Here is a 20,907-nt window from a genome sequence, read left to right on the forward strand (position 1 = left end):
GGCTGAAGCCGCTCCTACAGGGCAGTTCACATCTGTAGGAGCGGATTTATCCGCGAAGCAGGCAACGCGGTAGCTGTGGGAGCTCGCCAGCGATGGGCTGCGCAGAATCGCCTGCGTAATTCCGTCGGACAAATCTTGTTCGACAATCCTCACTTCCCTAGAATATGGCCGCCGCGAATGGCCCTGCCCACGCAGTAGCGAGCATGACCCCCCGACCCCCGCGTTTCGCACTCTACAGGTCACACCCCGAGCTGATCCTCAACCTGGGCAGTTGCCTTGCCGTGCTCGCCATTGTGGCCATCGTCAGTTACCTGCTGGCCCGTGAGCGCGACAGCGTCGAGCTGTCGGCGATCCGTTCGTCCAACAACATCGTCCAGTTGATCGAAAGCGATATCCTGCGCAACGTCGAGCTCTACGACCAGTCCCTGAAGGGCCTGATCTGGGCGGTCGGGCGCAAGGAACTGCCGAACATACCCGGTCCACTGCGCCAGCGCCTGCTGTTCAATGAAGCCTTCGTCGACCGCAAGCGCGGTGACGTGCTGTGGCTCGACAAACAGGGCAATGTGGTGGGCGACTCCACCAGCAGCGTACCGCGTACCGCCAACTTCGGCGCTACCGGTGTGTTTCAGGCGCACCAGCGCGATGCCAATCTCGGCCTGCTGGTGGGCCCACCATTCAAGGCGCAGCTTGGCGACCTGGACTGGTGCATCAGTTTCAGCCGACGCATCTCCGGGCCTGACGGCCAGTTTGCCGGGGTGGCGGCTGGCGCGCTGCGCCTGTCGTACTTCAGCGAACTGTTTCGGCGCCTGGACATTGGCGACGACAGCAGCATCAACCTGATCAACACTGACGGCCAGTTGCTCGCGCGCCAGCCCTCACGCGCACAGGCGCCACTGATCGGCACCAACTACGCCGACCGGGCCAATTTCAAACGCATACTCAACGAACAGAGCGGCAGCTTCACCGCCCGCTCCAGCAGTAGCGCAAAACTGCGCATCTATACCTTTGCTCGAGTCCCGCAGCTGCCGCTGATTGTGCTGGTGGCGCACTCTGCCGACGAAGTGTTCCAGTCCTGGCGCCGCACCGCGATCATGGTCAGCGTCGCCACCGGCGTACTGTGCGTGGGCATCCTCTGGCTGACCCTGCTGTTGGGCCGCGAATTGCGCCGCCGACACGAGGCCGAACAAGGCCTGGAAACGCTGGCCTCCACCGATAGCCTGACCGGCCTGGCCAACCGCCGCCGCCTGGACCAGGTGCTACGCCAGGAGTGGGCGCGTGCGCAGCGCAACCGCAAGCCGTTGGCGGTATTGATGGTGGATGTGGACCATTTCAAGGCATTCAATCAACGCCACGGCCATGCTGGTGGCGACCATGCCTTGCGCGAAGTGGCCAAGACCATCGAGGCTTGCATCCGCCGCCCTGCCGACCTGGCGGCGCGTTATGGTGGGGAGGAATTCCAGGTGGTGCTGCCGGAAACCGACCTGGCGGGCGCGCATTGGCTGGCCGAACGCATCCGCGCCAGTGTCGAGGCGCTGGCGCCGTTCGCCGATGATGCCCACTCGGTCACGGTGAGCATCGGCATCGGCGTTTCCGGCACCCAGCACGACCTGGCAAGGGTGCTGGGTGCAGCGGATGAAGCGCTCTACCGGGCCAAGGCCAAGGGCCGCAACCGGGTAGAAGGGCCGGCCGATTAGGAACTGGCGCGTGCAGCGTTGCGCAGTGCCTTGACCTGGTCATGATTGCGCTGTACGCCCTGCAGCTGCTTTTCCACCAGGTTGTAGGTCTGGTCGCTGGCGGTGCGGCCCAGTTTGACCAGTTTTTCCCTGGCGTCCTTGTACGCTTTGAGCGCGTAATCTTCACCACGCTCGACCTCGTTCAATACCGCCTCTTCGCTCTTGCCGGTAAGCATGGACTTGAAGTTGACCCAACCACGGTGCAAGTCGCCGCTCAGGCTGGTCGAGGTTTCCGGATCACCACCCAGGCGGCGCACCTCGCTTTGCAGCTCACCTGCAGCATTGGCGCATTCGCCGGCACGTTGCACGAAGAACGCTTTCAGTTCCGGGTTCTTGACATCATCAGCCGATTCGCGGAAACCCTTTTCGCCGTCCTTGCTGTACTCGATCAGGTCGTTCAGTACATCGATCACTTCTTTGTTCGGGTTGCTCATGGCAATACTCCTTGGCAGGTGATAGTCCACTGGGTAGGAGCAGCGATCGTGCCAACCCGTTTCAAAAACGAAACACCCCAACTATCAAGTAGTTAGGTAACAAGACGGAACATCGGCAAGCGGCGTTCTGCATGATTGCCGCTTGGGCGTTCGTGCAGATTGCAGTATGGTCGGCGCTCCCTACAGCCAGGTGCGCCGATGATGAAGCCGGAAACCCTCGAACTGCTGGTGACCCGCAGCATGCCGTTTGGCAAGTACCAGGGCCGGTTGATTGCCGACCTGCCGGGGGACTACCTGGCATGGTTCGCGCGCAAAGGATTCCCGGCAGGGGAACTGGGTGGGTTGCTGGCGTTGATGCATGAGATCGACCATAACGGGTTGGGCGACTTACTGGTGCCGTTGCGGCAGAAGCATCGTCGCTAGCCAGCACCGGCCGCCTCGCGGATGAGTCCGCGAAGCGGCCGGTGCGGCCAACCCAGGCCTCTAGCCTTTCGCCGGTGCCACCGCCAGTTCTACCCCTTCGCTCTTCTTGATCAGCGCATACACCACCGCTGTCAGCAGGCTCCCAGCCACGATTGCCAGCAAGTACAGTGCCGCATGGTTGATCGCATTCGGGATCAGCAGCACGAACAGGCCGCCATGCGGTGCCATCAGCTTGCAGCCGAAGTACATCGACAAGGCCCCGGTAAGCGCGCCGCCGGCGATGCTGGCGGGAATGACCCGCAGCGGGTCCTTGGCGGCAAACGGTATCGCCCCTTCGGAAATGAAGCACAGGCCCAGCGCCAGGGCTGCCTTGCCCGCCTCGCGCTCGCTCTGGGCGAACTTGCGACGGGCCAGGAAGGTGGCAATACCCAGGCCGATCGGCGGCACCATCCCCGCGGCCATGGTCGCTGCCATCGGTGCGTAGCTTGACGAGGCCAACAGCCCCACCGAAAAGGCATAGGCGGCCTTGTTGATCGGCCCGCCGAGGTCGACGCACATCATGCCGCCCAGCAACAGCCCAAGCAGGATGGCGTTGGTGGTGCCCATGCTGTCGAGGAAGTGGGTAAGGCCGGCGAGCATCGCCGCCACCGGCTGGCCAACCACGTAGATCATCACCAGGCCGGTGAACAGGCTGGCCAGCAACGGAATGATCAGGATTGGCTTGAGCGCCTCCAGGCTGCTGGGCAGGCGTGCCCAGCGGGCAATGGCCTTGGCGCTGTATCCGGCGAGGAAGCCGGCGACGATGCCACCGATGAAGCCAGCTCCCAGGGTACTGGCCAGCAGCCCGCCGATCATGCCGGGTGCCAGCCCCGGGCGGTCGGCGATCGACCAGGCGATATAACCCGCCAGCAATGGCACCATCAGCTTGAATGCAGCCTCACCACCAATCTGCATCAACGCCGCCGGCAGGGTGCCCGGCTGTTTGTAGGCCTCGATACCGAACACGAACGACAGGGCGATCAACAGCCCACCCGCCACCACCATGGGCAGCATGAACGACACACCGGTGAGCAGGTGCTTGTACACCCCGGTCTTCTCACCCTTGGTTGGCGTAGCCGCTGCAGCGGCATCGGCGCCATTCTCCACCTTGGCTTCGGCCAGGGCCTTGTCCAGGGTGGCACGGGCCTGCTTGAGGGCGATGCCGGTACCACAACGGTAGATGCGCTTGCCGGCGAAACGCGCGGTGGGCACTTCGATGTCGGCGGCCAGCAGCACCACGTCGGCGGCGGCGATGGCTTCGGCAGACAAGGGGTTGCGCGCGCCGACCGAACCCTGGGTCTCGACGGTGAGCTGGTAGCCCAGTTGCTGCGCGGCCTGCTGCAGCGCTTCTGCGGCCATGAAGGTATGTGCGACGCCCGTCGGGCAGGCCGTGATCGCTACGATGCGTGCACCGGTGCTGGCCACCTCGGCCGGGCCGGCTGCCACTGACGTCAGCAGCTTGGCGTTGGCCGCTGCTTCATCGAGAAAACCCTCGCGATCGGTCAAGGCCTGGGATGGCGTACTCTGGTAGACACGCTTGCCAACGAAGCGGGCCAGGTCCACCGGCCCGGTGCTGATTACCAGTACCCAGTCGGCATCGGCAATCTGCGCGGCGCTCAGTTGCCGCTCGGGGTGCTCGGCGTCCTGCACTTCGACGCTGGTGCTCCAGCCGCGCCGCTGAGCCGCGGCAGACAGCAAACGCGCGCTCAGCACGCTCGACACCTGGCCGTTGGGGCAGGCGGTGACAATGGCAATGTTCATCGGCAACCCTCTTGTTGTTCTGTCAGTTGCACGGCGGCTTCCAGGCGCGCCAGTTGCTCCCGGTCACAGATGCCGAAACCCACCTGGGTAACGGCCTGGGCGGCGATCGCGGTGGCACGGGCCAAGGTCTGTGCCGGGGCTTCGCCCTGCAGCAGGCCATGAACCATGCCGGCCACCAGCGAATCCCCCGCCCCTACCGTGCTGGCTACCTGCACCTTGGGCGGGCGGGCATGCACGGCGAGGTCACGGGTGAACCAGCTGACGCCCTGCTCGCCCGCCGACACCACGACGTGTTCGATGCCACTGGCCACCAGGCGCGTGGCGGCGGCACGCTGCTGTTGCGGGTTATCTACAGCCAGGCCCAGCACTTCGCCCAGCTCTTCGGTATTCGGCTTGACCAGCCAGGGGACACTCTGCAGGCCAGCACGCAGGGCTTCGCCGCTGCTGTCCAGAGCAACCTTCAGCCCCAGGGCTTTCAGTCGTTCGAGCAACTGGCGGAACCACTCGGCACTGATGCCGCGCGGCAGGCTGCCCGCCACCACCACCGCGTCATGCCCCGGAGCGACCTGCTCCAGCAGGCGCAACAAGGCGTTGCGGGCCGCCTCATCGACCTCCGGGCCCTGGCCGTTGATGTCGGTGACACGGCCATCGGCCTCGACCAGCTTGATATTGCTGCGGGTCTCGCCAGGCACGCGGACAAAGCAGTCGGCAAAGCCACGCCACTGGATCAGTGCTTCGAACGGCTGCAGGTTTTCGCGGCCGAGGAAGCCACCAACCGTGACACTATGCCCCAGGTCGGCCAGTACCTGGGCAACGTTCAGCCCTTTGCCCGCTGCGTGGCTATGCCGCGTCTGGCTGCGGTTGACCTGTCCCGGGCGCAGGGTATCCAGGCCGATGGTGATATCCAGCGCCGGGTTGAGGGTGAGGGTGAGGATGTTGGCCATTCAGTAACGCTCCACCAGCGCGCGAACCGCTGCGGCGCTGTCCTGTTGCAGGGCCTCACGCGCCAGGGCGCGGGCCGTCTGGTGATCGGCCTGGCGGACCAGGGCCTTGACTTCGGCAATGCTGCGCGCCGCGACGCTGAGCTCGTCCACGTCCAGGCCGAGCAGCACGGCCACCGCCTGCGGATCGGCGGCCAGTTCACCGCACACACCCACCCACTTGCCGTGGGCATGAGCAGCGCGCACGGTCATGTCGATCAGGCTGAGTACCGCCGGGTGCAGGCCATCGGCCTGGGCCGAGAGGCTGGGGTGGCCACGGTCGATGGCCAAGGTGTACTGGGTCAGGTCATTGGTACCGATGCTGAAGAAGTCGACTTCGCGCGCCAGTTGCGGGGCCAGCAGGGCCGCCGACGGCACTTCGACCATGATGCCCAGTTGCAGGTCGGCCACCGGGATTTCCGCCCGCAGGCGCTCGACCATGGCCCGCGCTTCGCGCCACTCGTGCACCTGGCCAACCATCGGGAACATGATGCGCAGCGGGCGCTGGTCGGCGGCCCGCAGCAAGGCGCGCAACTGGTCCTCCATCACCTGCGGGCGCTGCAACGTCAGGCGTACCCCGCGCACGCCGAGGAACGGGTTTTCCTCGGCAGCGATCGGCCAGTACGGCAGCGGCTTGTCGCCGCCGACATCGAGGGTACGCACCACCAGCGGGCGACCGTCGAGGCCATCGAGCACACGCCGGTATTCCGCCTCCTGGGTGGCCACGTCCGGCACCTGGGGGTGGGCCATGAAAATCAGCTCGGTGCGCAGCAAGCCCACGCCTTCGGCGCCCTGCTCCACCACCTTGGCGATACCGCTGCTTTCGCCGATGTTGGCGAACACCTCGATGGCATGCCCATCGCGGGTAACTGCCGGCTCGAAGCGGTTGGCCCAGGCCGCCTGCAAGCGTTGCTCGCGCAGATCCCGCTCGGCCAGGGCACGTTGCAGTTCATCTGCCGGCGGCGCCACGCTGACCACTCCGCGTTGGCCATCGAGCAGCAACGGCGTACCCGCCTCCAGCAGCAGGATCGCGGCGCCAGCGCCTACTACCGCCGGGATGCCCAGGGCACGGGCGACAATGGCGCTGTGGGCGGTGGCACCGCCCTGGGCAGTGACGATACCGGCAACACGGCTCGGGTCCAGCCGGGCGACATCGGACGGACCGACTTCAGTCATCACCAGTACGTACGGTTGTTGCGGTTCGGGCTGCGCCTGCACGCCACACAGTTGCGCCAGCACCCGACGGCCGATGTCGCGCAGGTCAGCGGCACGTTCGGCGAGCAAGGCATCGTGCAGCGACTCCTGCTGGCGTGCCGCCGCCTCGATCACCGCCATCCACGCCGCCGCGGCACTTTCGCCCTGGGTCAGGCGCTGCTCGACATCGTCGCTCAGGGCCGGGTCGGCGAGCATTTCCTGGTGAGTCACGAAGATCTCGCCAATGGCCTTGTCACTGCGCTGGACCAAGGCTTGCAGTTCACTATTCACAGTTGCCAAGGCTTCACGCAGCTTTGCCCGCTCCTGGGCGTACGACTCGCCACGCAGGGGGTAGTCGAGCTCGCGCTCGACACAGACATGCGCCGGGCCACTGGCAATACCCGGGGCGGCGCCCACCCCCTGGACACGGCTACCGGCCGGTGGTGCCTGCAGCACTTCGGCGGCAGCGCTGGCAGCAGCTGCGCTGGCCTGCGGCAGCGGTTCCACCTCTTCGCCCAAACCTTGTTCGATGGCAGCCAGCAGCACCGGCAAGGCATCGGCGGCAATGCCTGGTTCAGCCACCAGTTCCAGCGCCTGGCCACGGCGGGCGCCAAGGCTGAGCAGCTTGCTCAGGCTCTTCACCGACACCGCTGGCTGCGCGCTATCGACCAGGCGCACACGGATTTCCCCCTCGAAACCTTTGGCCAGTTGCGCCAGCACTTTGGCTGGACGGGCATGCAAACCATGCGGGTTGGCCAGCACGATACGCGCGCTGGGCCAGTCCGCCGGCGCCTCACCGCCCAGCACTTCCAGTACTGCGCGGCTGCTGGTGGCCTGGTAGAGCATCTGCCCGCGCCCTTCGATCAGCACTTCGCACAGGCGTTCGAGCAAGGCCTGGTGGGCAGCGCCGAGGCTGGCCAGGCAGAACAGGCCGTTGAGCGGCTGGTCGCGGTAGCGCAATGGCTGTTGCGGGGTGATGAAGGCCAAGCCCGGCTGGCGCACCTGGCGTTCGCTGTGCAACCACCACAGGCCCTCGCCCAGCGGTAACGGTTCGGCCTGCTGCAGCACGGCAGCGAACCCGCTGTCGACACACTCGGCCCGCTGCAACAAGCGGGCGCCGCGCCAGGCCAGTTCGTCGAAGTCTTCAGCGGGCAGGTTCAGGCCGACCAGTTGTGCATCCAGCGCCAACTCCTGTGGCGCACCTTGCAACAGCTTCAACAACGCCTCGGCGGAACCGGCGCGACGCAACGCTTCGGCCAGGTCGGTCTCGCCCAGCGCACGGGTCAGCAGTTGCAACAGGCGCAGGTGTTCGTCGGAGCGGGCGGCAATGCCAATGGCCAGGTAGACCATTTGTCCATCACCCCAGTCCACCCCCTCGGGAAACTGCAGCAGGCGCACGCCGGTGGCATACACCAGGTCGCGTGTCTGCGGGGTGCCGTGAGGAATGGCAATGCCCTGGCCAAGGAATGTGGAGCCCTGCGCCTCGCGGGCCTGCAGCCCTTGCAGGTACCCCTCGGCGACCAGGCCGTCAGCGACCAGCCGGTCGGCCAGCAGGCACAATGCCTCGGCCTTGCTGGCGGCCTTCTGGCCCATGGCTATCTGCTCCTTGGCGAGCTCGAGCATGACCTTCTCCTTTTGCAGTTCCCGGTCGGGTACTGGAGTATTGTTGTGGAATTCACATGAACGGCCAGTTCGACAGCCTTGCACGATGGCAACCGAGGCAGAAAAATCGGTAGCTGAAACGTTTAATCTGACCAGGCGGCCACGTTACTCGATAATCTGCCAGGGAAAAAGCCCCATCCTGTCGGACAATTGCGACAATGGTCGTCTGCGCGTGGCGCCGCTGCCGGGTCAAACTACCCGGTCAGGCTTCACAGCCAGCCCCGGTAATAACAAGGAAAATTCGGTGAAACTCAGCGATATCGCCCGTCTGGCCGGTGTGTCCGTGACCACTGCCAGCTACGTCATCAATGGCAAGGCCGAACAACAGCGCATCAGCAACAGCACCGTCGAGCGGGTGCGTGCGGTGGTCGAAGCCCATGGCTTCACCCCCAACCCGCAGGCTGCTGGCTTGCGCAGCCGGCATACGCGTACCTTGGGCTTCATTCTCCCCGATCTGGAGAACCCCAGCTACGCTCGCATCGCCAAGCAGCTCGAACAAGGTGCCCGAGCCCGTGGTTACCAGTTGCTGATCGCCAGCAGCGACGACCAGCCCGACAGCGAGCGCCAATTGCAGCAGCTGTTCCGCGCGCGCCGTTGTGACGCACTGTTCGTTGCCAGCTGCCTGCCACCGCAGGACGACAGCTACCGCGAATTGCAGGACAAGGGCTTACCGGTGATCGCCATCGACCGCCGTCTGGACCCGGCGCACTTCTGTTCGGTCATCAGCGATGACCGCGATGCCAGCCGCCAACTGGCCGCCAGCCTGCTCAACGCCGCCCCGCGCAGCATCGCCCTGATCGGCGCACGCCCAGAGCTTTCGGTCAGCCAGGCCCGCGCCGGCGGCTTCGACGAGGCCCTGCAAGGCTATGCCGGCGAAGTTCGCCGCTACCAGGGCGAGGCGTTCAGCCGCGAATGCGGCCAACGCCTGATGCAACAGCTGATTGACGACCTCGGCGGCCTGCCGGATGCCCTGGTGACCACCTCGTACGTGCTGCTGCAAGGGGTGTTCGACGCCCTTCAGGCGCGCCCGGCCGATTCACGTCAGCTGCAGCTGGGCACCTTTGGCGACAACCAGTTGCTCGACTTCCTGCCGCTGCCGGTGAACGCCATGGCCCAGCAGCACGGCCTGATTGCCGCCACCGCCCTGGAACTGGCGTTGGCCGCGATCGAAGAAAAACGCTACGAACCTGGTGTCCACGCCGTCGGTCGAACGTTCAAGCAACGCATCGCAGCGGCCTGAACATGCGCCTGATCGACACCCACACCCACCTGGACTTTCCCGACTTTGACGTCGACCGCCCGCGCCTGCTGGCCAACGCGGCGGCGCGTGGGGTGGAACGGATGGTGGTGCTGGGGGTGTACCAGGCAAATTTTCAACGGGTGTGGGACCTGGCCTGCAGCGATCAGCACCTGTTCGCCGCGCTCGGCCTGCACCCGATCTACCTCGACCAACACCGCCCGGAGCACCTGGCGCAATTGCGCGAGTGGCTGGAGCGCCTGCGCGACAATCCTCGGCTGTGTGCCGTGGGCGAGTTCGGCCTGGACTACTACCTCGAAGACCTGGACAAGGCGCGCCAGCAGGACCTGTTCGAAGCACAACTGCAAATCGCCTGCGACTTCGAGCTGCCCGCCCTGCTGCACGTGCGCCGCAGCCACGCCCAGGTGATTGCCACACTCAAGCGCTACAGGCCCGCCCGGGCGGGGGTGATTCATGCGTTTGCCGGCAGTTACGAGGAAGCCAGGGAATACATCAAGCTGGGCTTCCGGCTTGGCTTGGGCGGTGCCGGGACCTGGCCACAGGCACTGCGGCTGCGCAAGACTCTGGCGCGGTTGCCGCTGGAGAGCGTGGTGCTGGAGACCGATGCACCGGACATGGCACCGGTGATGTACCCGGGCGAACGGAACAGCCCGGAGCATCTGCCGGAGATTGCCGCGGTGCTGGCGGAGGTGATGGGGGTGGACGTCAGGGCGCTGGCAGAAGCCAGCAGCCGCAATGCCTGTGAGGTGCTTGGCTGGTAGCGGTACTATCGCCGTTGCTGGCCCATTCGCGGGTTCACCCGCGAAAAGGCCAGTTCAAACCAGTACCGTCCACAGCGCAAACCCGGCATACCACAGCACCGCACAGCGCAGCAGCAATTCCCACAGGCTGTCCAACCGCCCCAGCCCACGCTGGTCGTCTTCTTCCTCAGGAATGTCGTCGGCAATGCGTCCGACCCGAGCCACCAGATGCGCGGCGCTGATATGCCAGTTCAGCAACTCATGCAGCATCACCCGCGTTACCGCGACGAAATTGCCCACCAAGGCAAAGCTCAATGCCAATACCCGTACCGGCAGCCAGTCCATGACATGCCGTAGCTGTTCGGCGCGTGCCTTCAGCGCCGCTTGCTTGCTGTGCTCGCCACACAGCGCCAGCAGGCGATAGGCCAGCGCAGCGCCCGGGCCAAGCACGAAGTACCAGAAGATCACCGCGAAAAAGCCCTGGTACACCTGCCACAACAGGTTGCCCTGAACACTTATCAGCAGGCTGCGGGGATTGTCGGCGGCCAGCCCGAGGTCACGCTCTGCCACGTGCAGCGCAGCTTGGTCATCCCCCCTGCGCCAGGCATCGCGGAATGGCCCCAGGGATGCCTTGGCATCGCCGCGGCCCAGGCTGTAGATCAGCACCAGCAGGTGCACCGGCAAGGCCAGCAGGCCATACGCCACAGGGTCCAGCACATGTAGCAGCAACACCAGCAACGCGACCGGAGCCAGCACCAGAATGGCCAGCGTCCACCACGGGTGCACCTTGCCGCTGCGCTCCAGGCGCACCAGCTCGCCAAGGAAGAACCCGTCACGCTGCACCTGATGGCGCAGCGCAGAGAACTTCTCGACCCACAGCGCCAGCAACAACACCAGAAAACTCATGCCTTGTCCTCGTTGTGCTGCAGCGCTTCCCGATAGCGTAGCCAGTTGAAGGCCGGGCCAGGGTCGGTCTTGCGCTGCGGGGCAATGTCGCTGTGGCCTTGGATGCGGCCGAGGTCGATGGCCGGCCAGGCACGGCGGATATGCCGGGTAAGTTGCTCCAGCGCCGTGTACTGGGCATCGGTATAGGGCAGGCTGTCAGTGCCTTCCAGCTCGATACCGATGGAAAAGTCGTTGCAGCCCTCGCGCCCGTCGAAGCATGACACGCCGGCATGCCAGGCACGGTCGAGCAATGACACGAACTGGGTCACCGCGCCGTCGCGCTCGACGAACAAGTGCGCCGACACGGTCAGGTGGTTGATGCTGGCGAAATACGGATGCTCGTCAGGATCCAGGCGGTTCAGGAAGAATTGCTGGACCTTGCCGGTGCCGAAACAGGCCGGAGGCAGGCTGATGTTATGGATCACCAGCAGGGAAATCGATTCGCCTTCGGGGCGGGCATTGAAATTCGGCGAGGGGCAGTGGGTAATTCCGATTCCGTGGAACCAGCCGGTGGCACGGTCCAATTGCATGGGGCAGATCCTGAAAGCGCCGTGAACAGAGCACCAGTATGCCCTGTGGCCAAGGCCGTTTGCATGTGAATGATTGTAATGTTTGCGCCTACAGGCCCCGTTGCTGTCGTAGCGCCTCGAGCACCGCATCCAACGCTCGCTCGAACAGCAGTCCGTCATCCAGCACCCGCACCTCGCCCCGGTACAGGGCCTGGGCCAGGCTGGCGCCACTCCACTCGCGCACTTTCATGCCGGTGCGGTTGGCAAACACCAGCCTGTCGCTGCTGTCGATGCGCGCCACCAGTTTGCAACGCAGCGGTTCGTCCTCATCGAGCACCTCGACCCAGGTACCGATACGCAGGCGCTGTACCTGATGCAGCGCAGCGGCGTGGCCATGGGCAACGGGCAACGGCGCGCAGGCGGGCTCTTCGGCAATGGCCAACACGATATCCTCGGCCACCAGCACCTCGTTCAGGCGTTGAGCCTCTGCGCCCGACGGCACCGCGGTAGCTGCGCAGGCGCGCAAGTGCAATTGCTCCAACTGCAAGAAAAATTCACGGGTCGCAGCCGAGTCCAGGGCCACGTTGGCCAAGCCACCGCGCAGTGCCTTGAGCAAGCCGGGCACCTGCTGCAGCAAGGCTTGTGCTTCATGTGGCGGGGTGATGCTGGCCAGCAGCGTGTCCATGGTCTGCAATGTATCCCGCCAGGCCTGAGAAGCCTCGCCCTGCTTGAGCCAGGCCAGCAACATGACCTGGCTCCACGACTGCACCAGCATCTGCACCACCACCTGCGGCCATACCCGGCCGCGCAAGCGCTGGTTAAGCGCCTGCTGCACCTGTTGCCTGGCCTGCTGGGCGCGGGCACGCCCTTCTTCCGCATCGCGAGTGCGTTGTTCGAGCAACTCGTTGCGCCGCCGCTCGTCCTGGTGGAAAGCGAGGAAGTCTTCAAGCAGTTCGGCGAACAGGCTGGTATCTTCGGAGAAATCGTTGAGCAGACGCTGGATGGTCCGCTCCACTCGCAGGTGCAGGCTATCGCGCAACCCGTCGCCGGCGCGTTCCCAGCCGATGGCGGCGGCGGCAATCTCGTTGAGCAGCCGCCGGGCCGGGTGGCTGGCCCGGCTGAACAGCCCCTTGTCCAGCAGGGCGACTTTCAACAGCGGAATATGCAGGCGCGCGATCAACGCGCGCAGGCTGGCCGGCAAATTGTCGTCGCTGCGGATGTAGCCGAACAACAGGCCAACCAGGTTGATCATGTCCTCGTCGGCCACTTCGATGCGCCGACGTGTGCCGCTGCGCACGCTGACCCGCAAGAGCAATTGTTCAAGCTGCTGGCCGAGCTCGAAATCCTCGTCATCGTGGGTAGCGGGCACATAGTGCTGCAAATGGGAAAGCAGGCGCAGCAGGTCGCCAGTGCTTATCGGCTGGGCAGCAGCCACCGTTTGCAGACGCGGCGCGAACTGCCCGCGCAACGGGACCAGGAGGGGCTGCAACGAGGCAAGGAAGGCCTGCCCTGCCGCGTCGGCGCCAACCTCCTGCGCCAGTTTTGCCGCCCCACGTCGAGCGCCCATACGCCGGTCTTCGGCACGCCGGCGAGGTGCCGGCGGCAACTCGGAGAGCACGCCCGCAGCAGCCAGCAACTGGTTGGCTTCACCATAGAGGACATCGGCATCGCGCAGTACATAGCGCTCGAACAGTTTAAGCAGGACCAGCTTTACCCGCAGGCCAACCCCCAGGTTACGCCCGGCATCGAGGAAGAAGCCACACAGTGCCGCGGGCCCCAATGGGTTGTGCTGCTCATGCAGGGGGCGGTCGAGCAGTGCCTGCAAGCGCAGGCCCAGCTGCTGCAGGGCAATGCCATCCCGCGACAGCACCCGTGCGACCATGCCTTCGATCGCGGCGGCCCGCTCGGCCTGGGCCTGGCTGCGCAGGTCGCCAGGTTCCCCAAGGCGGGCCAGCAGGTCGATCTGGCCCATACGGGAAAAGGCGTCGTAGAAGGTGTCGAGAAAGCCCCGTTCGATGCTCTTGCGCTTCAGCCGCAGGTCACGCATGGCCTCGAAGTAGAGGTGCTGGTCACCGCGGTCGAAAGCCTTGTCGGCCATCTCGAAGAGGGTGTCATCGGCATTGTCGAACAAATCCTGCAGGCCCTGGCGCAACTGCAAGGCGGCCTTGTCGCGCACCTGCAGCAGCAATACCGGAAGGCAAGGCAGGGCCACATGCCCCCCTCGGTCGATGGCGGCCGCCAAGGGCACCACCTTGCCTTCTTTTTGCATCCTGGACTCCTTGCAGGGGGCCTCGCCCGAAGGGACTGAAAATCGTCAAAGCTATGACGCCAAATACTGGTCGCCATTATCAGCAAAAATCCATACCGCTGCCAGCGCCGTTTCACTCGCTGGCAAGTGACCCTGATTTGCCCCGATTGCTCAATCCGACCGACCAAAGGTCGCAGCCAAGGCGGCTGTACACACCAGCCCCCTGCCCTATAATCGCGGGCATCTAGCTTGTGGAGCCGACCATGCCGAACCTACGCCTTGCCGACCTGACCGCTGAAATCGAAGCCAACGTGCGCCGCGCACTGTTGGAGGACATCGGCAGTGGCGATATAACCGCACAGTTGATTCCGGCCGAGCGCCTGGCCAAGGCAACCATCATCACCCGCGAAGACTGTGTGATTGCTGGCACCGCCTGGGTCGATGCGGTGTTTCGTCAACTCGACCCTCGCGTGGCGGTGCACTGGCAAGTGACCGATGGTGAACGCGCCACGGCCGACCAGCCGCTGTTCCACCTGGAAGGCCCGGCACGCTCGCTGCTCAGCGGTGAACGCAGTGCGCTGAACTTCCTGCAGCTGCTGTCCGGTGTCGCCACCCGAGCACGCTTCCTCGCCGACCTGGTGCAAGGCACCCAGGTACGCCTGCTCGACACCCGCAAGACCCTGCCGGGCCTGCGCCTGGCGCAGAAGTACGCGGTGACCTGTGGGGGTTGCGACAACCACCGCATCGGCTTGTACGATGCCTTCCTGATCAAGGAAAACCACATTGCAGCCAGTGGCGGCGTGGCCGAGGCCGTGGCAGCAGCGCACCGCATTGCACCGGGCAAGCCGGTGGAAATCGAAGTGGAAAGCCTGGACGAACTGCGCCAGGCGCTGGCCGCCGGTGCGGATATCATCATGCTCGACGAGCTGAACCTGGAGGAAATGCGCGAAGCGGTGCGCATTACCGCCGGCAAGGCCAAGCTCGAGGCCAGCGGCGGGGTCAACGAGCAGACCTTGCGCGTGATTGCCGAGACCGGGGTGGACTACATCTCGATTGGTGCCATGACCAAGGATGTGAAGGCAGTGGACCTGTCGATGCGACTGAGCCTGTAATCGAATTGCAGGCATGAAAAAACCGGCCTCTGGCCGGTTTTTTCATGCGACATCTGGGGCGTAGCCATTCTGTTGCAATGGCCTTGTGTCGCAATGGGCCGCAAAGCGGCCCCGGCATTCCCGGATCAGAACGAGGCGTTGGCCAGACCGTCCAGGTAACGCTCGACGTCCAGTGCCGCCATGCAACCGGCACCGGCCGAGGTGATGGCCTGACGGTAAACGTGGTCAGCCACGTCACCGGCGGCGAACACGCCCTCGACGTTGGTGGCGGTGGCATTGCCTTCACGGCCACCGTTGACCACCAGGTAGCCGTCCTTCAGGGTCAGCTGGCCTTCGAACAGCGAGGTGTTCGGGGTGTGGCCGATGGCGATGAACACGCCGTCGACCTTGATTTCGTCGCTGCTGCCGTCGCTGTTCTTCAGGCGCGCACCGGTCACACCCATGTTGTCGCCCAGTACTTCATCCAGGGTGGCGTTGAGCTTGAGCTCGATCTTGCCTTCGGCGACACGGGCGTGCAGCTTGTCGACCAGGATCTTCTCGGCGCGGAAGGTATCGCGACGGTGCACCAGGGTGACCTTGCTGGCGATGTTGGCCAGGTACAGCGCCTCTTCAACGGCAGTGTTGCCGCCGCCGACCACGGCAACCGGCTTGTTGCGGTAGAAGAAGCCGTCGCAGGTGGCGCAGGCCGAGACACCTTTGCCCATGAACGCTTCTTCGGACGGCAGGCCGAGGTAGCGGGCGCTGGCACCCGTGGCGATGATCAGCGCATCGCAGGTGTACTTGCCACTGTCACCCTGCAGGGTGAAGGGCTTGTTGGCCAGGTCGACGGCATTGATGTGGTCGAAGACGATTTCGGTTTCGAAACGCTCGGCGTGCTCCTGCATGCGCTGCATCAGCGCCGGGCCGGTCAGGCCATGGGGGTCGCCCGGCCAGTTGTCGACTTCGGTGGTGGTGGTCAGCTGGCCGCCAGCCTGCATGCCGGTGATCAGCAGCGGCTTGAGGTTGGCCCGGGCGGCGTATACCGCGGCACTGTAACCGGCAGGGCCGGAACCGAGAATGATGACGCGCGAATGACGTACTTCAGACATGTCGAACTCCTGTCGAGCGGGCCGCACGGGCCGGCATCATGGGCACCGGCTGCGCCAGCTGGAATTTAAAAGGGACCCACGCAGCACTTGGGGAAGGCTACAACGCGCAGGCCCGAAAAGCGCAAAGTTGAACGCACTGTAGCGAGGTGGCAAAGATTAAGGAAATATCCTTAGACAATCCACCTCATAGGCATCGCCTATCCATCGATTTGTTCGGATAGCCATGGACTGGCGCTTTTGTTACACCCCGTTTCCCTGCCGCTGCCCGCCTTTCGTCGGCGCGGCAAACTCGGTAAGGTCAGCGCGTTTACCTTCTCTGCGGAGTCTCCCGATGCAAGCCCCTGTCCTGTCTGGCCCCCAGTACCTGCGCGAAGGCCTGAAACTGGTGCTGAGCCCCAACCTGCGGTTGTTCGTGCTGCTGCCGCTGGCGGTCAACCTGCTGCTGTTCGGTGGCCTGATCTACTTCGCCGGCCACCAGTTCAGCCTGTGGGTGGATGCCCTGATGCCCACCCTGCCGAGCTGGCTGAGCTTCCTCACCTACATCCTCTGGCCGCTGTTCGTCGCCCTGGTGGTGCTGATGGTGTTCTTCACCTTCACCCTGGTGGCCAACATCATTGCCGCACCGTTCAATGGCTTCCTGGCGGAAAAGGTCGAGGTGGTGCTGCGTGGCGAAGACACCTTCCCGGCCTTCAGCTGGGCCGAGCTGGTGGCCATGGTGCCACGTACCTTCAGCCGCGAAATGCGCAAGCTGGGCTACTTCCTGCCGCGGGCCATCGGCCTGTTCATCCTGTCGCTGGTACCGGTGGTCAACGTGGTGGCGGCGCCGCTGTGGCTGATCTTCGGGGTCTGGATGATGGCCATCCAGTACATCGACTACCCGGCGGACAACAACAAGATGAGCTGGCAGGACATGCTGGCCTGGCTGCGCCAGAAACGCTGGCAGAGCCTGGGCTTTGGCGGCATTACCTACCTGGCGTTGATGATCCCGCTGGTGAACGTGCTGATGATGCCGGCGGCGGTGGCCGGGGCTACGTTGTTCTGGGTGCGGGAGCGTAACTGAGGGAGCGAGGGGCTGCAGGGCGGCCCCTTTTCGCAGATTGCGTTTCTAGAAGTCAGAGAAGCTGTAGGGTTCTAGAGTAGAAATCTGAGAAAGCAATATCAAATGTTCCACTGCCTTAACCTTTTCGATGTTAGCAAGCTCACTTGGCCCACCGAACGCCAAGGCCGGAACAAAACCATACATTTCATCGTGCTTTAGCATGCCTAATTTTCTCTTTGCTGGCTCGAATAGGTCGCCGAAATCATTGGATTCCTTCTCCATGCCCAGGAAAAAACCTTGCACTTCCCTATCGATATCAGCTGTCGCTAATTCATGGTCATTGCCAGAATAACGTGACGCGTAGGCTATGATGTCCAATGAAAACCCGGAATTTTCACCCCATAGATAGAGATCACCAAAGGCACCGCGAGCGACTAGATGATACGTATCACGCCCCTCTAATGCAGTACCTTCAATGAATGAAGCGACCACCCCCTCGTAATCCTGTGGATTGACAGTCCAGAATATCCCGTCGCCGTATCCACACCATCCGTGCTCAGCCCAATATTCCAATAATTTTTCCGGCAATTTTCCACTATAACGCTGTATGCTCGAAGGCGGAACCTCTTGGCGGAATACAGGATTACCCATTTCCTTTATAAAAATTGAAAAGAATTCATCCATATTAAAAATCTCTAACTATTGGCATTTATGCAACCTGACATTCAAAAGGCTTGATGCACCACCCGATCTGGATAGCTCTTCAGCAGCTTGCTTTAATCCTCCCACTCTATTTTTCCACTGCGGACCTATAGTAGAGTTGACTTGTCTGTCGCCGAAGTCAGAAATAGCGTCCCTACCACCCGCGCTCAAATCTGGATTATGCAATGCCGCAAGCGACGACATGGTTTCCTTTGCTTGCTTTACTGAAAGCTTTTTAGCTTCGATAGGGCTCATACTTTTCATCAAATCTTTCTGAATTCTAACTTTCAATTTATCATACAGTTTCTTCCTTGCTTTCCTGGCAATGTTCGGATCCCGCCTGACTGGATGAGTAAGGTTTTCAAGAAACTCTTCAACCGTCAGCCGGTTTAGCCCATCCTGCTGTCCCTTCAACTGCCGTTCAAACTCGCCATGCTTGGATACTGGCAATTTGTCTGCCTTGAAACACGCCACCGTATGCAACGGCATGCTACCGGGCTTCCCCGTCGAGGGCTCCTTGTCTTTTCCCGCTGGCCGATTCGGCTGCACCGGTTGCGGCTCATTCGCTGCCCCCTTGCGCCGCTCCGGCACCTGCAGGTCCGGCCGTTTCTTCAACCCTTCTTCATGCTTGAGCATCCATTGCCCCAGCCGCGCACCTTTGCGGCTGGCCGCCATCTCCTGGGCTAGCACCCGGGCATCGCCGCGGCCGCGGGTGAGGTACGACACGATCGCCCCCAACAACAGCAGCACGACTTCCACGTGGCCTTGGGCAATCTGATGCGTGGCCCGGGATATCGCATAGGGATCGTCCCGGCAGAGCGGGCCCGTGCCTTCACTGGCGCAGGTGCCTTCCCAGGCGAAGCGAATGCCATCGACGTAGTACTCGCCGATACGCGGCAAGCCCTCGATGAAGAACTCGGCGATGGAGGCCATCCCCAGCGCGCCGAGGATCCAGCCACTGACCTTGAGGCCCATGGCCGCGCCCGCGCCGGCGAACGGAATGGTTCCGGCGCCGCTGGCGAATGCGCCAACCCCCGCGCCAAGCAGGCCACCGGTAATGGTGCTGCCTGCGACAATCATCGCCATCTGCCGCACGACCATCAGCAGTTCGTCGACGATGCTGTTGATGTCGAGATCGGCGAAGCGCTGGCGCAGCGTGTGCGCCGCCTGCCATTCGGCGTGGTAGAAGGCGGTGCGGACAGCTTCGATCCGGCGCAGGTTGAGGCCTAGCGAGGCGACCTCTTCATTGAGGCTGGTGCGGAACTGGCCACCGCTTTGGTAGCCCACCATGGCGATGACACGTGACTCGATCTCGTGCCAGGAGGGCACGAGGTAATCCAGGTACATGAGGTGTCTCCCTGACAACGTGTGCAGGGGGAAATCCCATCATGGATTCGGATCGGAGGTTTCTGAGTCAGTTGTAGGAAAATGCGACTGTGTTTACAGCAGGTTCAGCAAAGTTGAGCTGTTCAGCCGGCATCATGCACAGGGCAGTTCTTTGTCGTTCCTGAGATCGAGCCCCACCTGGACGGAGCTCGATTTCATAGGCGCTACAAACCCCAGGCCATATCAAAGACTCAACCGGCTGGAAAACTGCCCCACCACATCCACCACCCGCTTCGCCCCGTCCTGGATCTCGACAATCACGCTCCCGGTCTCGTCCGCCAGCGCCAGCCCCTGCTCGGCCTGGCGCTTGCTGGTGTCGATGATCGCCACTGCCGCCTGGGCCAGCTGCTCGTTCTGCTGCACCACCCGGGCAATTTCCTCGGTGGCGGTGCTGGTGCGCGAGGCCAGTTGGCGCACTTCATCGGCAACCACGGCAAACCCACGCCCCTGCTCGCCGGCGCGGGCCGCTTCGATGGCCGCGTTCAGCGCCAGCAGGTTGGTCTGCCCGGCAATGTCGCTGATGGTCTTGATGATCGAGCCGATCACCCGCGACTGGGTGTCCAGCGCCTGGATGCCCTCGGCCGCCTCTTGCATCGAGGCCTCCAGCCCACGCATCACGCTGACGCTCTGGGTCACCACATCGGTGGCCTTGCGGGCGCTGGCATCGGTGCCCAGCGAGGTATTGAACGCCACGTCCGCCGCCTCGGCCACCGCATGTTCCTGGTTGACCTGGTCGGTGATGACGGTGGCGAACTTCACCACCTTGTACAGCACGTCATGGGCATCGAAGATCGGGTTGTACGAAGCTTCCAGCCAGACCACCCGGCCGTGGGCATCGATACGCTTGAAGCGCTCGGCAACGTACTCGCCACGGCGCAGCTTGTCCCAGAACGCCTGATAGCCGGCCGAGTTTGCCTCCTCCGGCTCGCAGAAAATGCGGTGATGCTTGCCCCGGATCTGTTCCAGGCGGTAACCGACGGTGGTCAGGAATCGATCGTTGGCGGTTAGGATGTTGCCGTCGAGGTCGAATTCGATCACGGCGGTGGAACGCATCAACGCCTTGATCAGGCTCTCGTGCTCGCGAGAGGTCTCGATGGTTCGGGTCAGGTCGCTGGAATGCAGAGTGAAATACTTGATGCGTCCCTGGCTGTCCTTTACCGGCTGCAGGATCGACCGCAGCCAGGCTTCCTGACCATTGCCGCGCAGCAGGCGGAAGGCACCATTGAGGTGTTCACCGCGGCTGATCGCCCCTTTCATGCGCTGGTAGAAGTCCAGCGACTTCACCTGCGCCGGGACGATTTCCTCGATGTTGCGACCAAGCAGTTGTTCGGCACGGTAGAGCATCTCGCTCTCGAAGTTGCCGTTGACCATCTCGATCCGCCCCTGAGGGTCCAGTTGCAGTACCAACATTTCACTGTCGAGGCTGCTCTTGACCTGTTCGATGGACATCAGGTCTTCACGCAGTTGCCGGATTTCTTGCTTGAGCTTGTTGTTGAACATCACCGCTCTCCTGGAGCGCATCAGGTCGTCGAATGCATCTGCATCGGCTGCCGCTCATACCTTCTTGAGTGCCTCGCAAGGAAAAATTCATACAACGAAAAGCGTCAGCGATCAGGCGTCATCCATCTGCCACATAGCTGTCACATTGGCGCAA

The 20,907-nt window shown here is 63.4% G+C and carries 17 protein-coding genes and 1 pseudogene; 6 read left to right on the forward strand and 12 right to left on the reverse strand.

Going from position 1 to position 20,907, the window contains the following annotated elements; all coding sequences use genetic code 11:
• The first annotated feature begins 203 nt into the window (after positions 1-203).
• On the forward strand, positions 204-1,694 hold the full coding sequence (locus HU760_RS20335) for a GGDEF domain-containing protein (RefSeq protein WP_186673613.1): 1,491 nt from the start codon (positions 204-206) through the stop codon (positions 1,692-1,694).
• Here HU760_RS20335 and HU760_RS20340 read toward each other — a convergent pair.
• Complete coding sequence (locus tag HU760_RS20340) at positions 1,691-2,167, reverse strand: ferritin-like domain-containing protein (RefSeq protein ID WP_186673614.1); 477 nt, start codon at positions 2,165-2,167, stop codon at positions 1,691-1,693. The two genes, HU760_RS20335 and HU760_RS20340, sit on opposite strands and share 4 nt — an antisense overlap.
• Before the next feature lie 201 nt (positions 2,168-2,368).
• On the opposite strand from HU760_RS20340, the gene HU760_RS20345 reads away from it, so the two are divergent.
• A complete protein-coding gene (locus HU760_RS20345; protein WP_170034042.1) occupies positions 2,369-2,590 on the forward strand; it encodes a DUF3820 family protein in 222 nt (73 codons plus the stop codon).
• 60 nt (positions 2,591-2,650) lie between these two features.
• Here the strand turns inward: HU760_RS20345 and HU760_RS20350 are convergent, their stop codons facing one another.
• From HU760_RS20350 to ptsP, 3 genes are read right to left on the reverse strand one after another with little or no spacing between them, the layout of a single operon-like run.
• Complete coding sequence (locus HU760_RS20350) at positions 2,651-4,390, reverse strand: PTS fructose-like transporter subunit IIB (protein ID WP_186673615.1); 1,740 nt, start codon at positions 4,388-4,390, stop codon at positions 2,651-2,653.
• On the reverse strand, positions 4,387-5,334 hold the full coding sequence (pfkB, locus tag HU760_RS20355) for a 1-phosphofructokinase (RefSeq protein ID WP_186673616.1): 948 nt from the start codon (positions 5,332-5,334) through the stop codon (positions 4,387-4,389). Before pfkB ends, HU760_RS20350 begins: the two co-directional genes overlap by 4 nt.
• Positions 5,335-8,187, reverse strand: coding sequence for a phosphoenolpyruvate--protein phosphotransferase (ptsP, locus tag HU760_RS20360; protein WP_186673617.1), 2,853 nt, complete (start codon positions 8,185-8,187; stop codon positions 5,335-5,337).
• Positions 8,188-8,470: 283 nt separating this feature from the next.
• Between ptsP and cra the strand changes: the two genes are divergently transcribed.
• Together cra and HU760_RS20370 are read left to right on the forward strand one after the other, a co-directional pair.
• Complete coding sequence (cra, locus tag HU760_RS20365) at positions 8,471-9,466, forward strand: catabolite repressor/activator (RefSeq protein WP_186673618.1); 996 nt, start codon at positions 8,471-8,473, stop codon at positions 9,464-9,466.
• 2 nt (positions 9,467-9,468) lie between these two features.
• Positions 9,469-10,245 (forward strand): TatD family hydrolase, encoded by a 777-nt coding sequence (locus HU760_RS20370; RefSeq protein WP_186673620.1) that lies wholly within the window; start codon positions 9,469-9,471, stop codon positions 10,243-10,245.
• 54 nt (positions 10,246-10,299) lie between these two features.
• Here the strand turns inward: HU760_RS20370 and ampE are convergent, their stop codons facing one another.
• The 3 genes from ampE to HU760_RS20385 form a co-directional block, all read right to left on the reverse strand.
• Positions 10,300-11,130, reverse strand: coding sequence for a regulatory signaling modulator protein AmpE (ampE, locus tag HU760_RS20375; protein WP_186673628.1), 831 nt, complete (start codon positions 11,128-11,130; stop codon positions 10,300-10,302).
• Positions 11,127-11,699: a 1,6-anhydro-N-acetylmuramyl-L-alanine amidase AmpD gene (gene ampD, locus HU760_RS20380; RefSeq protein ID WP_186673629.1), complete on the reverse strand. Its 573-nt coding sequence runs from the start codon at positions 11,697-11,699 to the stop codon at positions 11,127-11,129. The genes ampE and ampD overlap by 4 nt, the downstream gene beginning before the upstream one ends.
• A gap of 88 nt (positions 11,700-11,787) precedes the next feature.
• Entirely contained in the window at positions 11,788-13,947 is a 2,160-nt protein-coding gene (locus tag HU760_RS20385; protein WP_186673631.1) for a DUF1631 domain-containing protein, read from the reverse strand.
• 242 nt (positions 13,948-14,189) lie between these two features.
• Between HU760_RS20385 and nadC the strand changes: the two genes are divergently transcribed.
• Positions 14,190-15,038 (forward strand): carboxylating nicotinate-nucleotide diphosphorylase, encoded by an 849-nt coding sequence (gene nadC, locus HU760_RS20390; protein ID WP_186673633.1) that lies wholly within the window; start codon positions 14,190-14,192, stop codon positions 15,036-15,038.
• 125 nt (positions 15,039-15,163) lie between these two features.
• On the opposite strand, the gene trxB is transcribed toward nadC, so the two are convergent.
• On the reverse strand, positions 15,164-16,126 hold the full coding sequence (gene trxB, locus HU760_RS20395) for a thioredoxin-disulfide reductase (protein ID WP_186673635.1): 963 nt from the start codon (positions 16,124-16,126) through the stop codon (positions 15,164-15,166).
• A 331-nt stretch (positions 16,127-16,457) separates the two neighbouring features.
• On the opposite strand from trxB, the gene cysZ reads away from it, so the two are divergent.
• A complete protein-coding gene (gene cysZ, locus HU760_RS20400; RefSeq protein ID WP_170028293.1) occupies positions 16,458-17,186 on the forward strand; it encodes a sulfate transporter CysZ in 729 nt (242 codons plus the stop codon).
• A 45-nt stretch (positions 17,187-17,231) separates the two neighbouring features.
• Here the strand turns inward: cysZ and HU760_RS20405 are convergent, their stop codons facing one another.
• The 4 genes and pseudogenes from HU760_RS20405 to HU760_RS24780 all read right to left on the reverse strand — a co-directional run.
• Entirely contained in the window at positions 17,232-17,849 is a 618-nt protein-coding gene (locus HU760_RS20405) for a GAD-like domain-containing protein (RefSeq protein ID WP_186673643.1), read from the reverse strand.
• Positions 17,850-17,864: 15 nt separating this feature from the next.
• Positions 17,865-19,214, reverse strand: coding sequence for a DUF6861 domain-containing protein (locus tag HU760_RS20410; RefSeq protein WP_186673644.1), 1,350 nt, complete (start codon positions 19,212-19,214; stop codon positions 17,865-17,867).
• Positions 19,215-19,436: 222 nt separating this feature from the next.
• The gene (locus HU760_RS24775) at positions 19,437-19,868 is read right to left on the reverse strand and encodes a methyl-accepting chemotaxis protein (protein WP_437179863.1); all 432 of its coding nucleotides are present in this window, start codon (positions 19,866-19,868) and stop codon (positions 19,437-19,439) included.
• A 159-nt stretch (positions 19,869-20,027) separates the two neighbouring features.
• Positions 20,028-20,774: pseudogene (locus HU760_RS24780) on the reverse strand (PAS domain S-box protein); the annotation flags it as partial.
• Between the last annotated feature and the right edge of the window lie 133 nt (positions 20,775-20,907).

The sequence above is a fragment of the Pseudomonas oryzicola genome, from assembly GCF_014269185.2.
Taxonomy (GTDB): domain Bacteria; phylum Pseudomonadota; class Gammaproteobacteria; order Pseudomonadales; family Pseudomonadaceae; genus Aquipseudomonas; species Aquipseudomonas oryzicola.

Excerpts from the sequence above, each read along its gene's own strand:
- HU760_RS20335 (WP_186673613.1), top strand. The coding sequence starts at position 204 with ATGACCCCCCGACCCCCGCGTTTCGCACTCTACAGGTCACACCCCGAG.
- HU760_RS20340 (WP_186673614.1), bottom strand. The coding sequence starts at position 2,167 with ATGAGCAACCCGAACAAAGAAGTGATCGATGTACTGAACGACCTGATC.
- HU760_RS20345 (WP_170034042.1), top strand. The coding sequence starts at position 2,369 with ATGAAGCCGGAAACCCTCGAACTGCTGGTGACCCGCAGCATGCCGTTT.
- HU760_RS20350 (WP_186673615.1), bottom strand. The coding sequence starts at position 4,390 with ATGAACATTGCCATTGTCACCGCCTGCCCCAACGGCCAGGTGTCGAGC.
- pfkB (WP_186673616.1), bottom strand. The coding sequence starts at position 5,334 with ATGGCCAACATCCTCACCCTCACCCTCAACCCGGCGCTGGATATCACC.
- ptsP (WP_186673617.1), bottom strand. The coding sequence starts at position 8,187 with ATGCTCGAGCTCGCCAAGGAGCAGATAGCCATGGGCCAGAAGGCCGCC.
- HU760_RS20370 (WP_186673620.1), top strand. The coding sequence starts at position 9,469 with ATGCGCCTGATCGACACCCACACCCACCTGGACTTTCCCGACTTTGAC.
- ampE (WP_186673628.1), bottom strand. The coding sequence starts at position 11,130 with ATGAGTTTTCTGGTGTTGTTGCTGGCGCTGTGGGTCGAGAAGTTCTCT.
- ampD (WP_186673629.1), bottom strand. The coding sequence starts at position 11,699 with ATGCAATTGGACCGTGCCACCGGCTGGTTCCACGGAATCGGAATTACC.
- HU760_RS20385 (WP_186673631.1), bottom strand. The coding sequence starts at position 13,947 with ATGCAAAAAGAAGGCAAGGTGGTGCCCTTGGCGGCCGCCATCGACCGA.
- nadC (WP_186673633.1), top strand. The coding sequence starts at position 14,190 with ATGCCGAACCTACGCCTTGCCGACCTGACCGCTGAAATCGAAGCCAAC.
- trxB (WP_186673635.1), bottom strand. The coding sequence starts at position 16,126 with ATGTCTGAAGTACGTCATTCGCGCGTCATCATTCTCGGTTCCGGCCCT.
- cysZ (WP_170028293.1), top strand. The coding sequence starts at position 16,458 with ATGCAAGCCCCTGTCCTGTCTGGCCCCCAGTACCTGCGCGAAGGCCTG.
- HU760_RS20405 (WP_186673643.1), bottom strand. The coding sequence starts at position 17,849 with ATGGATGAATTCTTTTCAATTTTTATAAAGGAAATGGGTAATCCTGTA.
- HU760_RS20410 (WP_186673644.1), bottom strand. The coding sequence starts at position 19,214 with ATGTACCTGGATTACCTCGTGCCCTCCTGGCACGAGATCGAGTCACGT.
- HU760_RS24775 (WP_437179863.1), bottom strand. The coding sequence starts at position 19,868 with ATGCGTGGGCTGGAGGCCTCGATGCAAGAGGCGGCCGAGGGCATCCAG.